The sequence below is a fragment of the Comamonas sp. E6 genome (assembly GCF_001010305.1).
Classification (GTDB): domain Bacteria; phylum Pseudomonadota; class Gammaproteobacteria; order Burkholderiales; family Burkholderiaceae_C; genus Comamonas; species Comamonas thiooxydans.
In genome coordinates this window covers 460677-474698 of sequence record NZ_BBXH01000005.1, presented here as the reverse complement: position 1 = coordinate 474698, position 14022 = coordinate 460677, and the positions used below count along the sequence as shown (strand labels likewise).

Genomic DNA, 14022 nt, shown 5'->3' with positions numbered 1-14022 from the left:
CCACTCAATCTAGCGAAAAACCCTGGAAACACCGCAAAAAATGCAGCATTCAACTAGTGCCAGTCTTGCAACACCTGTGCAACTCGCTCTTTACAAGCCTGCCGGCTCGTCATCTTCCGCACGAGCGGCGTCGTTGAGCGCCTTGAGCTCCGCCAGTTTCTGGCCGATCTTGATTTCCAGCCCGCGCGCCACGGGCTGGTAGAAGCCCGGATCTTCCATTCCTTCAGGCAGATAGCGCTCGCCCGCCGCAAAGCCGCCCTCCTCGCTGTGGGCATAGCGGTAGTCCCTCCCATAGTCCAGCTGCTTCATCAGCTTGGTAGGTGCATTGCGCAGATGCAGCGGCACAGGCCTTGTAGTGTCTCCCTTCACAAAGGCCTTGGCCTTGTTGTAGGCCATGTAACCGGCATTGCTCTTGGGCGCGACGGCCAGGTAGATCACTGCCTGAGCCAGGGCCAATTCGCCCTCGGGGCTGCCCAGACGCTCATAAGTCGCAGCAGCATCGTTGCACATCTGCATGGCACGCGGGTCGGCAAGTCCTATGTCTTCCCATGCCATGCGCACGATGCGGCGCGCCAGATAGCGCGGGTCGGCACCGCCATCCAGCATGCGGCAAAACCAGTAAAGCGCCGCATCGGGGTCCGAGCCGCGCACGGATTTGTGCAGGGCGCTGATGGTGTCGTAGAACTGCTCGCCGCCCTTGTCATAGCGGCGCATGCGCTCGCCCAGCACCTTGAGCAGCCAGGCATCGGTGATGCTCTGCACCCCGGCCTGCTCGGCCGTGATGGACAGGGTCTCCAGCGTGTTCAGCAAGCGCCGTGCATCGCCGTCGGCATAAGCAATCAGGCGCTCCAGCGCTTCGTCCTCGATCGCAGGAATCGCCTGGATGGCCTGGGCCTTGGCCACAATCTGCTTCAAGTCGTCCGGAGTCAGGCTTTGCAGCACATAGACCGCCGCCCGCGAAAGCAGGGCCGAGTTGACCTCGAACGAGGGGTTTTCCGTGGTCGCTCCGATGAAGGTGAACAGCCCGCTTTCCACATGGGGCAAGAAAGCGTCCTGCTGGCTTTTGTTGAAGCGGTGCACCTCATCCACAAACACGATGGTGCGCTGCTGCAGCAGTCCGCTCTGGGCGGCCTGCGCCTGCTCCACGGCCTCGCGGATGTCCTTGACGCCGCCCAGCACGGCGCTGATGGAAATGAACTGCGCATCAAAGGCATCGGCCATGAGCCGGGCAATCGTGGTCTTGCCCACCCCCGGCGGGCCCCAGAGTATGCAGCTATGCGGGCGACCCGACTCGAAGGCCAGGCGCAACGGCATGCCCTCTCCCAGCACATGTTGCTGGCCGATGACTTCGGCCAGAGTGTGCGGCCGCAGGCGCTCGGCCAGGGGCTGATGAGGAATGGCTGAAGATGAGGAGTTGTTGTGCGTAACCATGACCCCTCAAGTATCCAACTCTCCGGCCAGTTGCGCATCCAAATGGGTTGGGGCTGTTTGCACACCGAAGGCAGTCAATACTTATCCACCTTAACCCTTGCATCCTTATCAGAATTTTTCATAAGAGAAAATAGCGTTTCAACGGATTCAATCTCTCCATTAACGAGGCCACCCCTCGCCCCATGGAGGTACTGCCCCCATCCGGCCTGCCAAAAACCAGGCCAGCCAGGCCTGGCAGCGCGCTTAGATTCATTGCGGGCCGCCTCATCTGCGCCGCGCAATGCCTGTGCCTGATAGGGCTACCGCCATCAGCCAGAAATCAATCGAAAGCATCCGCAACTTTCCTTGGCTCCACACTGCTACAGGGCGTGCCAGCGCTGCACGTCTGAGTCTACGCGTATGAAAAAACTCAAGACCTGGGACATTTTTGCCCTCGGTTTCATGACCTTTGCCCTGTTCCTCGGGGCCGGCAACATCATCTTTCCACCCATGGTGGGCCTGGCAGCCGGTGAAAACCTGCTCGGCGCCTCGACCGGCTTTCTGCTGACGGGTGTCGGTCTGCCCCTTCTCGGCGTAGTCGCTCTCGCACGCGTGGGTGGCGGTCTGGACACCTTGACCAGCCCCATAGGCCGCATTGCCGGCCTGGTGCTGGCCGTGGCCATCTATCTGACCATCGGCCCTTTGTTTGCGACGCCGCGCACGGCCACCGTATCCTTCGAGATGGGTCTGGCTCCCTTTGTCGGCAACACACCTGCCATGCTGCTGGCCTTCACCATCGCTTACTTTGTGGCGGTGGCGCTGCTGTCGCTGTTCCCCGGCAAGCTCATGGACAACGTGGGCAAGATCATCACGCCCGTGCTGATTCTGGCACTGACCGTTCTCGGCGGCTCCGCCGTGCTGGCCCCTGTGGATGGATACAGTCTCAGCACCGAGGCCTATGCCACGCAGGCGGCCGCCTTTTCCGAAGGCTTTCTGCAGGGCTATCAGACCATGGACGCCCTGGCCTCGCTGATCTTCGGCATCGTCATCGTCAACGCGATCAAGGCTGCCGGCGTGAGCGACAGCAAGCTGCACACCCGATACTGCATCTACGCCGGCATCATTGCCGCGACCTGCCTGGGCCTGGTCTATGTCTCGCTGATGTATCTGGGCGCCACCAACAGCCAACTGGCTGCCAACGCCACCACCGGTGTGCAGATTCTCACAGCCTTTGTACAGCAAACCTTTGGCCCCGCAGGCCTGTGGCTGCTCGCCATCGTCATCATGCTGGCCTGCCTGACCACCGGCGTGGGCCTGATCACGGCCTGCAGCAGCTTCTTCAGTGAGCTGACCGGCATCTCCTACCGCACCATGGTCATCGGCCTGTCGGTCTTCAGTGCAGCCGTAGCCAACCAGGGCCTGGCCCAGCTGATCGCCGTGGCCGTGCCCGTGCTTGTGGGGCTGTATCCCGTGGCTATCGCCCTGATCGCCCTGAGCCTGCTGCATCGCTGGAATCAGCCACCGCGCGTCTACATCCCCTCAATGGGCACCGCCCTGCTCTTCGGCCTGTTTGACGCTGCCAAGGCTGCCAAGCTTGATGCACTGGTGCCCGCCTGGCTGGACAAGCTGCCCGGCGCCGCCCTGGGCATGGGCTGGGTCGCCCCTGTGGTCGGCGTGCTGGTGATTGCAGGCCTGCTGGACTTCGCCATCGGCAACAAGCAAAGTGCCGCAAACGCCACGCGCGCCTGATCACAACAGTCCCCACCAAAGCGCAGCTGGCTGCGCTCCACTCACAAGGGCTCAAACCCGATTCCTGCATAAAAAAGGCCTGCGGACACAATCCTCAGGCCTTTTTGCTGATGCGCGCCGCGATCTTTACTGCTTGAGCACATCGGCCCCCTTGGGCACCGTGAAGTGGAAGGTCGATGCCGGCAGCGAAGCCTGGGTTTGCAGGCCCTTGAACTGCATCAGCGAGCGCTGGCCAAAGCTGTCCTCGATATCCAGCGCAGCCAGCTTGCCTTCGGGTGTGAAGCCTATGCGCACGCTCTTGAGCTGACCGCCTTTCTGCCTGGGGCTGGCCAGCACCCATTCCAGGCCATCGGCGTCAGGCTGGTTGCCCAGCTCGAAATCGGCCTTCAAGGCCTTGAGGTCGGTGGCCGATGTCAGGATGGCCGCTGGCGTGCTGCCCAGCACCTGGGCCTGGGCACGCTCCGTCACCTGATTCAGGTCGGCGTCGTACAGCCACAGCGTCTTGCCGTCGGCCACGATGAGCTGCTCAAAAGGCTTGGTGTAGTTGAAACGGAACTTGCCGGGGCGCTGGAATTCGAAGCTGCCGCTGGACACCTTGGTACGTGCCTCCTGCCCGGACTTGGGTGGCGAGGTCACGGACTGGGTGAAGTCGGCCTTGCCCGCCTGGGCATTCTTCATGAAGGACTCAAGGCTTTTCAGACCATCAGCCATTGCAGCACTTGCACTGCCAGCTATCAAAATTGCAGTCAAAAGACGTTTCATGACTCTCTCTCTTGTGCGTGGCTCACTCACTGCGGGCCGGAACTAGAACATCGCGCTGCCCACTGGATGTGAGCGAGCTGACCAGGCCGGCCTTTTCCATCTGCTCGAGCAGATTGGCCGAGCGGTTGTAGCCGATACGCAGTTTGCGCTGAACGTAGGAAATGCTGGCCTTGCGGTCTTTCAGCACGATTTCTACCGCCTGATCGTAGAGCTCGTCCTTTTCGCCGCCGCCTTCGCCATCGTCATCACCACCCTCGCCATCGACAGAGCCGCCTTCCAGGATGCCTTCGATGTAGTCCGGCTCCCCCTGCTCCTTGAGATAGCTGACCACACGATGCACCTCGTCGTCGGAGACAAAAGCGCCATGCACACGGATCGGCAGGCCGGTACCGCTGGCCATGTACAGCATGTCGCCCATGCCCAGCAGGGTCTCGGCCCCCATCTGATCCAGCACGGTGCGGCTGTCGATCTTGCTGGAGACCTGAAAGGCAATACGCGTCGGAATATTGGCCTTGATCAGGCCGGTGATCACGTCCACGCTGGGGCGCTGGGTTGCGAGGATCAGATGAATGCCGGCCGCACGCGCCTTTTGCGCAAGGCGGGCGATGAGCTCTTCGATCTTCTTGCCCACCACCATCATCAGATCGGCCAGCTCGTCGATCACGATGACGACGTGCGGCAGGCGCTGCAGCGGCTCGGGCTCCTCGGGCGTCAGGCTGAAGGGGTTGGGAATCGACTCCTCGCGCGCCTTGGCCTCATCGATCTTGCTGTTGTAGCCGGCCAGATTGCGCACACCGAGCTTGCTCATGAGCTTGTAGCGGCGCTCCATCTCGGCCACGCACCAGTTCAGACCGTTGGCCGCCTGCTTCATGTCGGTGACCACAGGGCACAGCAGATGGGGAATGCCTTCATAGACCGACATTTCCAGCATCTTGGGATCGATCATGAGCAGACGCACATCGCGCGCCTCTGCCTTGTAGAGCAGAGACAGAATCATGGCGTTGATACCCACGGACTTGCCCGAGCCGGTCGTGCCGGCCACCAGCACGTGGGGCATCTTGGCCAGATCGGCGACCACGGGGTTGCCCACGATGTCCTTGCCCAGCCCCATGGTCAGCAGGCTCTTGGCGTCGTGGTAGACCTGCGAGCCCAGCACTTCGGACAAACGGATCGACTGGCGCTTGGCATTGGGCAGCTCGAGCGCCATGAAGTTCTTGCCGGGAATGGTCTCTATCACGCGAATCGAGACCAGGGACAGCGAACGCGCCAGGTCCTTGGCCAGATTGACGATCTGCGAGCCCTTGACGCCCGTGGCAGGTTCAATCTCATAGCGAGTGATCACAGGACCGGGCATGGCCGCAACCACCCGCACTTCCACGCCAAAGTCCTTGAGGCGCTTTTCAATCAGCCGGCTGGTCATCTCCAGCGTCTCGGCAGACACCAGTTCCTGGCGCTGCTGGGCCTGGTCCAGCAGATCCACCTGCGGCAGCTTGCTGTCCGGATGATCGGTGAACAGCGGCTTCTGGCGTTCCTTCACCACCCGTGCGCTGGGCTGGCTGGCCTCCTGCAGCACGGGTTCGATGATCTGCACAGGCTGATGCACCGGTGCAGCAATCGCACCTTCTGTGCGGTCAAACACCACTTCCTCGCGTTCTCGGGCTGCTCTCTTGCCGACAGAGACATCCTTGGCAATTTCACGACGCTCGCGGCCAAACTGCACCATGCCGTCCAGGCGCGCGCCCAGGCCTTCGGCCAGCTTGCCCCAGGAAAAGCCGAACACCATGGCTGCGCCCAGCACGAACAGGCAGATGCCGATCAGGCCCGAGCCGGCAAAGCCCAGCCATTTGAGGGCGTTGAAGCCCATCATGTAACCAAACACGCCGCCAGCGGGGCCCGGCAGCAGGTTCTCGAAACGGTACAGACGCGTCCATTCCAGCGCGCAGCTGGCAATCATCAGAATGGCCAGACCGCCCCAGAACAGAAAGCGGCGGCGCCACAGCGGCATCAGCGCCAGAGGGCTTCCGTCCTTGTTCACCCCGCCACGCATCCAGCGCACCAGCGATGTCACCCAGGTCTGCACGGCGGCCAGCACCAGCCACCAGATGGACATGCCGAAGCCGAAGTAGCAGGCATCGGCCAGCCAGGCACCCACACGGCCCATCCAGTTGTGCACAAACGGCTTTTGCCCGGCGCCCGAAGTGGACCAGGCTGCGTCTTGCGGCGAGTAGGTGAACATGGCCATGAGCCAGAACACCAGCGCCAGCAGGCCGATCAACAGCAAAACCTCCTGGCTGAAGCGAATCACTCCATAGCGCGGAGTCGCAGCGCGGGATTTTGATTTGCTGGAAGAAGACGCGTTCGAAGCGTTCAATGTGTATGTCATACGCAGGCGCAAGCTTACCTTAGGCCCTTATCCAAGCGGTGCATTCGGCCAAGACGATCGCTCAGCGTAATGCAAGCACATGCAACAAAACTGCCATACGGCAGCCGGATTCGCTTCATCACTATCATTTTTAACAATTCCGGTGATTAAAAACAGCTGCACGCGCAGACCTTGATCCGGAGCGATACTCCCACATCTTCCCAATGTTTTCATGACCGCGCGCCGGCTGTCGGCCTGCTTTTTTCAGAGTTCCGCTCCATGTCCTCTACCAAACACGCACAAGTTCTCATCCTCGGCTCCGGCCCTGCCGGCTATACCGCAGCCGTATACGCGGCCCGTGCCAACCTCAAGCCCCTGCTGATTACCGGCATGGCCCAGGGCGGCCAGTTGATGACCACCACCGAAGTGGACAACTGGCCTGCCGACGTCATGGGCGTGCAGGGCCCCGAGTTGATGCAGCGTTTTCAGGAACATGCCGAGCGCTTCAAGACCGAAATCGTTTTCGACCACATCAACCAGGTTGACCTCTCCAAGCGCCCCTTCACCCTGACCGGCGACAGCGGCGTCTATACCTGCGACTCGCTGATCATCGCCACCGGCGCATCGGCCAAGTACCTGGGCCTGCCCTCCGAAGAAGCCTTCATGGGTCGCGGCGTGTCCGCTTGCGCCACCTGCGACGGTTTTTTCTATCGCGAGCAGCCCGTCTGCGTGATCGGCGGCGGCAACACGGCCGTAGAAGAAGCCCTCTACCTGTCCAACATTGCCAGCAAGGTCACCCTCGTGCACCGCCGCGACAAGTTCAAGGCCGAGCCCATCCTCGTGGACAAGCTGATGGAAAAGGTCGAGGAAGGCAAGATCGAGCTCAAGACCCATTTCACACTGGATGAAGTGCTGGGTGACCAGAGTGGCGTGACCGGCATCCGCATCAAGAGCACGCAGGACGGCCACACCGAAGAGGTCAAGCTGCAAGGCGCTTTCATCGCCATCGGCCACCACCCCAACACCGACATCTTCCAGGGTCAGCTGGAGCTGGAAAACGGCTACATCATCACCCAGGGCGGTCTCAAGGGCTTTGCAACCCAGACCAGCGTGCCCGGCGTATTCGCCGCTGGCGACTGCCAGGATCATGTCTACCGCCAGGCCATCACCAGTGCCGGCACCGGCTGCATGGCGGCCCTGGACGCCCAGCGCTTCCTGGAACAGGAATCCTGATGACGCCAAGACGCTTCGGCGTTTGAGCGGTTGTTAGCGCATGTTCGGCGCAAAAGCCCTTGGGTTTGGCCAGTTTTGGCCGGCACCAGGGGCTTTTTTGCGAAAACGCTATAATCGCAGACTTTGCTGAATTCCAGGTTCGCGCTTTACCGTGCTTCGGGACTTCCGCAATCGGGCTACCGCCACCCATTACAAACTGGCGAGGTGAGGTTGTCGGCACCTCCTGCTCCTGCAGGATTCCAGAGCCGGCGGCCGATTCAACTATCGGAGTGTCCCAATGGCACGCGTATGTGAAGTTACGGGCAAGAAGCCCATGGTGGGCAACAATGTTTCCCACGCCAACAACAAGACCAAGCGTCGTTTCCTCCCCAACCTGCAATACCGCCGCTTCTGGGTGGAGAGCGAAAACCGTTGGGTGCGCCTGCGCGTTTCCAGCGCTGCTCTGCGCCTGATCGACAAGAACGGTATCGACTCCGTGCTCGCAGACATGCGCGCTCGTGGCCAAGCTTAATTTCCTGAAGGAGAAACACCATGGCTGCTAAAGGCGGACGCGAAAAGATCAAGCTGGCTTCCACTGCTGGTACCGGTCACTTCTACACAACGACCAAGAACAAGAAGACGATGCCTGAAAAGATGTCGATCATCAAGTTCGACCCCAAGGCTCGCAAGCACGTCGAGTACAAGGAAACCAAGCTGAAGTAATTCGGCCTGTTTCTTGAAAAACCGCCTCACGCAAGTGCAGGCGGTTTTTTCATGCCTTTGCGACTCCTGTCGCGGCGCGAGAGCTGACGCAGTGACCCTCCCTATACTTGGCAGTTTGCAACGAACAGGGATGGATCACATGAATCACAGGACGCTGAGCACATTGCTTTTTTCGCTTGCCGTGTCGCCAGCCGTCTTCGGCCAGACCTTCATCTGCCCCACGGGTCCCGGCCCCGGCCAGCGCCAGGTCGGCATGACAGGCGGCTCACCGGGTCTGGCCTCGGTGCCCGTCTGCGAGCAGTTCAGCTCGGCGCCCGCCGCCACCCAACGCGCCGAACCGTCGCCCGCCGATGCCCTGGGCGGTCTGGCGCGCAGCCAGCTGGAGCTGCTGCGCGAGGGGCAGGAGCTGATCAAGGAAGGACAGAGAATTGCACAAGACCCGCAGTATCAGAAACTGCGCAAGGGCTACTGGATGTTCTCGCATGACGAGAAAAACCCGCGCTCCGGTCTTGAATGTGCGGCGATCTTTGGCAGCATGTCCGGTGCCGTTCAGCTTTCCGGCCCCACGGCCAAGCACAACGGTGCCCTGCTGACCTTTCTGGGCATGGACATTCCCCAGCCCGCCAGCCCGCGCAAGATCAGAACCACTCTGACCCAGAACCAGGACCGGCCCCAGGAGGTCGGCGCCATCAACTACACCATGTCCAATGGCAAATGGGGAGCCATCGTCTATGCGCTGGGCGGCCCCGAAGCACTGGTCAAGGAGCTTGGGGAAGAGGAAGAAGCCCGCTTCAAGGTCTCTGTGGAAGGCAAGGAGGTCATCAGCACCTTCTACAAGGAAGGCGGCAAGGCCCGTGAATTCCTGAGCAAGTGCATGGCCGGTCAGCCGACGAAGTAAAGAACCCCGGCCAGAGCTAGCTGCGCGGACTCTGCCCCAGTTGCCGGCAGGCCATCGCGCCCAGATCCTGCATCGCCCTCTCCATGAGTTCGTCGACCGGATGGGTGCAGGCTAGGCGCATGCAGTGCTCATACCTGCCGGAGTTGGAAAACATGCTGCCCGGCGCAATACGTATGCCGCGCGCCAGGGCTGCCGTGAACAGGTCCGAGGTTGACATCTGCGCGGGGAACTCCAGCCACAGGCACAGGCCGCCGCCTGGCAGGCTCATGCGCGTGCCCAGCGGGAAATGACGTGCAACCAGTCTGGCCATGGCCTCGCGCTGTCGCTTGAGCTGCTGCCTGAGCTTTTCCAGGCTGCGCTGATGGGTGGGTGACCCCAGCACCTCGGACACGACCAGTTGCCCCAGCGTCTGGGTATTGCGGCTTTGTGCAAATTTCAGCATCTGGATACGGCCATGCCATTGGCCGCCATTCATCCAGCCCTGGCGCAGGCCCGGCGCCAGACTTTTGTTGAAGGCCTGGCAATAGATCACATGCCCGAAGACACTGTCCCAGGCCTTGAGCGGCTTCACCGGCAGCCCTTCGACAAACAGACCATAGGAGTCGTCCTCGATCAGCGCCGCCCCATGGGCTGCACACAGGGCCACGAGTCTGGCCTTTTTCTCGTCCGGCATGCGCGCGCCCAGCGGCATCTGCAGATCCGGCACCACCACCACGGCCTTCAGGCGCGGCTGGGTCTGAAAAGCCAGCTCCAGCGCCTCGATGGACATGCCGGTGCGCGGGCTGCAGGGAATTTCCAGCGTTTTCAGCTGCAAGGACTCCACCACTTGCAGCAGGCCGTAATAGGTTGGCGATTCGACGGCCACCATATCCCCGGGTGATGCCACGGCAGCCAGCGCCAGACTCACCGCTTCGGAATTGCCGGTGGTTGCCAGCACATCGACAGGCGCAACACGGATACCGGAGGCCAGCGCCCGTCTGGCCATGGCCTGCTGAAACAGCGGATGATTGCCCTGATTGGCCAGCAGAGAGCGCCCCTGCGAGAGCAGCGTCGGATGCTCGCGCAGCAGCCTGGTGACGGTCTTGTTCAGATAGTGATGATCGAACAAGGAGGCAGGCGGCGTGCAGCCACCGATGTCCATATAGACCTCGGCCTGACGGCCGCGCTCGAGCAGCAGAGAAATATGCTCGTTGATGCCCACGAAATGCGCATGCGCGCCGGGAGACAGCGGCTGGCTCAGGTCCGGTTCGCTGGTCAGAGGAATATCGCCCGTCATCGTCGCGCACACAAAGTAGCCCACGCGGGGCCTGGCCTCCAGACAACCCTGCGCTTCCAGAAAACGCAGCACCTGCAAGGCCGTCGAGAGACTGATGTCATGCCGCGCCATCAGCTCGCGCACCGACGGCATGCGCTCCCCGGGCTTCAGGCTCCCCAGCTCCATGGCCTTGCTGTAGTGCGCGGCCAGCCGTTGATACAGCGGCAGCAGCACATCGCCTGTCGCATGATCGGCAGGCTGTGATTCGGAGGTGGTGGAAGTCAGCATGATGACAAAAACGCAGGACCGGGCAGGCATCATGCCAGCAAGCCCTGTTCTGCAACAGATACAGATTGTCAGCAAACATACCGGAACAGATGCACCGAAATCCACGCTGCTACGCCTGCACGGAACGCTTGCTGTGCCTGTTCTGCCAAGCCGTGCTTCCCTACGCTTGAGGTCTGAATCACAGACCTCCAGCCACCATGTCACAGCCGAACTTCCCCTCGAAAATACATAGCCTCAACAGCGGCCAAGCTGCATCGCTGCTGTTTGAACCAGGCAGCGAACTGTTCTGCCAGCAAGGGCCGCTGCGTCTGGCCATCGGGCCGCTGAGCTTTACCGACAATCACTTCGGTCAGGTCATGGTGCTGCAAACCGGGCAAAGCTGGCGTTGCCCCAGTCGCACCTGGGTGCAGCTGAGCACGCCGGCAGGTGCGGCCTGGATTCAATATCCGGTGGCACGGATACAGCAAAGCCGGACAGCGAAGCGGCTTGAAGAGGGAAAAGGCCTGAGCTTCGCGCTTGCCAGAATCTGGCAGCAGCTTGGCAAGCTCGGCCTCAGACGTGGGCAGCGCGCAGCTTGACGGAGAAATCCTTGAGTGCCGCAATGCCGCTGGCCTCGGCGCGCTGGCACCAGGCCTGCAGCTGACCGGTCAGTTGCTCGCGACTCAGGCTGGTGTTGAGCCACAGCTGACGCAGCTCTTCGCGCATGACCAGCATCTGGTCAATCACCGGGTGCGCAGCGCGCGCCTGCGCCAGTTGGCTCTGGGCACGCTCGGGCACCTTGTCGGCATCGCGGTGCAGCCAGCGTTGCACGCCCTTGAGCAGGGAAACATCCGACTTCTGTGCCTGCTTCTGCTTGAGCAGGTCCAGCTCGTGCTGAACCGCCGTGCGCACGCCGCGCGCATAACGGGCCATGACCTCGTAGCGATTGGCAATGATGGCTTCCAGCGTCAGCTCGTCGGCCACGGGCTTGACGACGCCCATGCGCAGGCGCGGCGGGGTTTTCTTGACCTTGGCCCAGCCCAGCTTCTGCATGAGGCTGATATAGACCCAGCCGATATCGAACTCGTAGGGCTTGACGGAGAACTTGGCCGAAGTGGGAAAGGTATGGTGGTTGTTGTGCAGCTCTTCGCCGCCGATGATGAGGCCCCAGGGCACCAGATTGGTGGAGGCATCCGTCGCCTCGTAGTTGCGATAGCCCCAGAAATGCCCCACGCCGTTGACCACGCCCGCAGCCCAGAATGGAATCCAGACCATCTGCACGGCCCAGATCGACAGGCCGATCACGCCGAACAGCGCCACATTCAGGATGAGCATCAGCGAGGGGCCCATCACCGAATGGCGGTAGACATTGCGCTCCATCCAGTCATCGGGCGTGCCGTGACCGTATTTCCTGAGCGTTTCCTCGTTCCTGGCCTCGGCGCGGTACAGCTCGGCACCTTCACGCATCACCTTGCCCAGGCCGCGCGTCTGCGGGCTGTGCGGGTCATCTGCGGTCTCGCACTTGGCGTGGTGCTTGCGGTGGATGGCTACCCATTCCTTGGTCACCATGCCCGTGCCCAGCCAGAGCCAGAAGCGGAAGAAATGCGAGGGAACAGGCCCCAGATCCAGTGCCCGATGCGCCTGGCTGCGGTGCAGATAGATGGTGACACCCGCAATCGTGAAGTGGGTGGTGATCAGGGTGTAGAGCAGCAATTGCCACCACGTCAGATCCCACAGGCCATTGGCCATCCAATCCACGACGGCATTCCAGATCGAGGCGATATCCAGCGACATAAATAACAAAGCCTTTGGCAAAAAACCGCGCCCACTCGATAAGCACGGTCGTGCCATTTTATGTGAGCCGCCGACCGGTCTGTTGTCGATTCCCCGACAGCAGATACCGGATTTGCACCGAAGTTACGCCTTTTTCACCCAAACAGCGGCGAAAAACCCGTCTGTCTCGTGCTGATGTGGCCACAGACGCAGATAGCGTCGACCCTCGTCACCACCGCTGCAAAGCTTGTCGCCGTCGGCAATCTTGAGCTGCTCAAGCACCTCGCCCGCGTCCATCGGAACGAACTCGGGGTGAGCGGCGCTGAAGGCTTCGGCAATGGCTTCGTTTTCCTCTGGCAGGATGGAGCAGGTGGCATAGATCAGACGGCCGCCGGCCTTGACCAGGCGCGCGCTGCTTTCCAGGATGGCTGCCTGTTTCTGCGTCAGCTCCTGCACGGCCTTGACGCTCTGGCGCCACTTGAGGTCGGGATTGCGGCGCAGCGTACCCAGGCCCGAGCAGGGAGCATCGACCAGCACGCGGTCGATCTTGCCGGCCAGGCGCTTGACGCGCTCGTCGCGCTCGTGGGCAATCGCGGCAGGGTGGACATTGGAAAGACCCGAACGCGCCAGACGAGGCTTGAGCGCATCCAGGCGATGACCCGAGACGTCGAAGGCATACAGGCGGCCGGTGTTGCGCATGGCCGCGCCAATGGCCAGGGTCTTGCCGCCGGCGCCGGCGCAAAAGTCCACCACCATTTCGCCACGCTTGGCATCCAGCATCAGTGCCAGCAGTTGCGAGCCTTCGTCCTGCACTTCGATGGCGCCGCGGTTGAAGGCATCAATCTTGGCCAGCGCAGGCTTGCCGTCCACACGCAGACCGATGGGCGAGAACGGCGTGGGCTCGGCCTTGATGCCGGCTTTTTCCAGTTCCTTGCGCAGATCGGAGCGCTTGTCGTTGAGCGTGTTGACACGCAGGTCCAATGGAGCTGCCTGCTCCATGCTGGCGGCCAGTGCCCAGAATCCATCGCCCAGCTGGGCCTTGAGCGGCTCGACCAGCCATTCGGGCAGATTGTGACGGTGCGCCTCCATCAGCTCTTCGGACTTGACGCCGTCGCAGGCAGCCAGCCACTTGAGTTCCTGGGGCGTCAGCGCGGCCTTGATAAAGGTCTCGCTGTCCTGGCCGTCCTTGTTCTTGACCTTGCCTTCCTTCTTGGCCTGCTCGCGCAGCACGGCGGCAAAGCCCAGGATGGCCAGCCGGCGCTCACGTGCGCCGCTGCCCGAATGCGCCAGCGCTTCGAACAGCAGCTTCTTGCGCAGCACGGTGTAGACGGTTTCGGCCAGGGTGGCGCGCTCGCGCGGGCCCAGATAGCGGTTTTCGCGGAAAAAGCGGGACACCACGGCATCGGCCGGGTGTTCAAATGTCAGGGCGCGCTTGACGAGTTCAGAGCAAGCGTCGAGAAGGGCTTTGGGATGCATGGGCGCAATTGTCCCACTCTCGCCCTGGCCCTGGCTGGCACCAGAAATCTATGACGCCGGCCTGCTCCAAACGATTCATAGTAAAAACAGGCTTCAGCCCTTTTCCTTCAAGCGTTGACAGCTCATCTTTTTAAA

The 14022-nt window shown here is 61.6% G+C and carries 12 protein-coding genes; 6 read left to right on the top strand and 6 right to left on the bottom strand.

Annotated features, from left to right (window positions below; genetic code table 11):
- Positions 1-90: 90 nt before the first annotated feature.
- A complete protein-coding gene (locus tag CSE6_RS03220; RefSeq protein ID WP_034356539.1) occupies positions 91-1431 on the bottom strand; it encodes a replication-associated recombination protein A in 1341 nt (446 codons plus the stop codon).
- 399 nt (positions 1432-1830) lie between these two features.
- Between CSE6_RS03220 and brnQ the strand changes: the two genes are divergently transcribed.
- Positions 1831-3159 carry a branched-chain amino acid transport system II carrier protein gene (gene brnQ, locus CSE6_RS03215; RefSeq protein WP_059439861.1) on the top strand — a complete coding sequence of 443 codons (1329 nt, stop codon included), beginning with the start codon at positions 1831-1833 and terminating at the stop codon, positions 3157-3159.
- A gap of 126 nt (positions 3160-3285) precedes the next feature.
- Here brnQ and lolA read toward each other — a convergent pair whose 3' ends face one another.
- Positions 3286-3921, bottom strand: coding sequence for an outer membrane lipoprotein chaperone LolA (gene lolA / locus CSE6_RS03210; protein WP_012837199.1), 636 nt, complete (start codon positions 3919-3921; stop codon positions 3286-3288).
- 22 nt (positions 3922-3943) lie between these two features.
- The gene (locus CSE6_RS03205; protein ID WP_034356532.1) at positions 3944-6304 is read right to left on the bottom strand and encodes a DNA translocase FtsK; all 2361 of its coding nucleotides are present in this window, start codon (positions 6302-6304) and stop codon (positions 3944-3946) included.
- 258 nt (positions 6305-6562) lie between these two features.
- Here CSE6_RS03205 and trxB point away from each other — a divergent pair, with 258 nt between their 5' ends.
- The 4 genes from trxB (at position 6563) to CSE6_RS03185 (ending at position 9116) form a co-directional block, all read left to right on the top strand.
- Entirely contained in the window at positions 6563-7516 is a 954-nt protein-coding gene (gene trxB, locus CSE6_RS03200; RefSeq protein WP_003067867.1) for a thioredoxin-disulfide reductase, read from the top strand.
- Positions 7517-7793: 277 nt separating this feature from the next.
- The gene (gene rpmB, locus CSE6_RS03195) at positions 7794-8027 is read left to right on the top strand and encodes a 50S ribosomal protein L28 (RefSeq protein WP_003058229.1); all 234 of its coding nucleotides are present in this window, start codon (positions 7794-7796) and stop codon (positions 8025-8027) included.
- Between the two features lie 20 nt (positions 8028-8047).
- Entirely contained in the window at positions 8048-8218 is a 171-nt protein-coding gene (gene rpmG, locus CSE6_RS03190; protein ID WP_003058233.1) for a 50S ribosomal protein L33, read from the top strand.
- Between the two features lie 139 nt (positions 8219-8357).
- The gene (locus tag CSE6_RS03185) at positions 8358-9116 is read left to right on the top strand and encodes a hypothetical protein (protein ID WP_034356590.1); all 759 of its coding nucleotides are present in this window, start codon (positions 8358-8360) and stop codon (positions 9114-9116) included.
- A gap of 16 nt (positions 9117-9132) precedes the next feature.
- On the opposite strand, the gene CSE6_RS03180 is transcribed toward CSE6_RS03185, so the two are convergent.
- Entirely contained in the window at positions 9133-10557 is a 1425-nt protein-coding gene (locus tag CSE6_RS03180; RefSeq protein WP_045838546.1) for a PLP-dependent aminotransferase family protein, read from the bottom strand.
- A 299-nt stretch (positions 10558-10856) separates the two neighbouring features.
- Between CSE6_RS03180 and CSE6_RS03175 the strand changes: the two genes are divergently transcribed.
- Positions 10857-11237, top strand: a complete 381-nt coding sequence (locus CSE6_RS03175) for a hypothetical protein (protein WP_034356529.1) — start codon at positions 10857-10859, stop codon at positions 11235-11237.
- Here CSE6_RS03175 and CSE6_RS03170 read toward each other — a convergent pair.
- Entirely contained in the window at positions 11212-12432 is a 1221-nt protein-coding gene (locus CSE6_RS03170; RefSeq protein ID WP_059439860.1) for a fatty acid desaturase, read from the bottom strand. The two genes, CSE6_RS03175 and CSE6_RS03170, sit on opposite strands and share 26 nt — an antisense overlap.
- A 123-nt stretch (positions 12433-12555) precedes the next feature.
- A complete protein-coding gene (locus CSE6_RS03165) occupies positions 12556-13887 on the bottom strand; it encodes an RsmB/NOP family class I SAM-dependent RNA methyltransferase (protein ID WP_059439859.1) in 1332 nt (443 codons plus the stop codon).
- Positions 13888-14022: the final 135 nt, after the last annotated feature.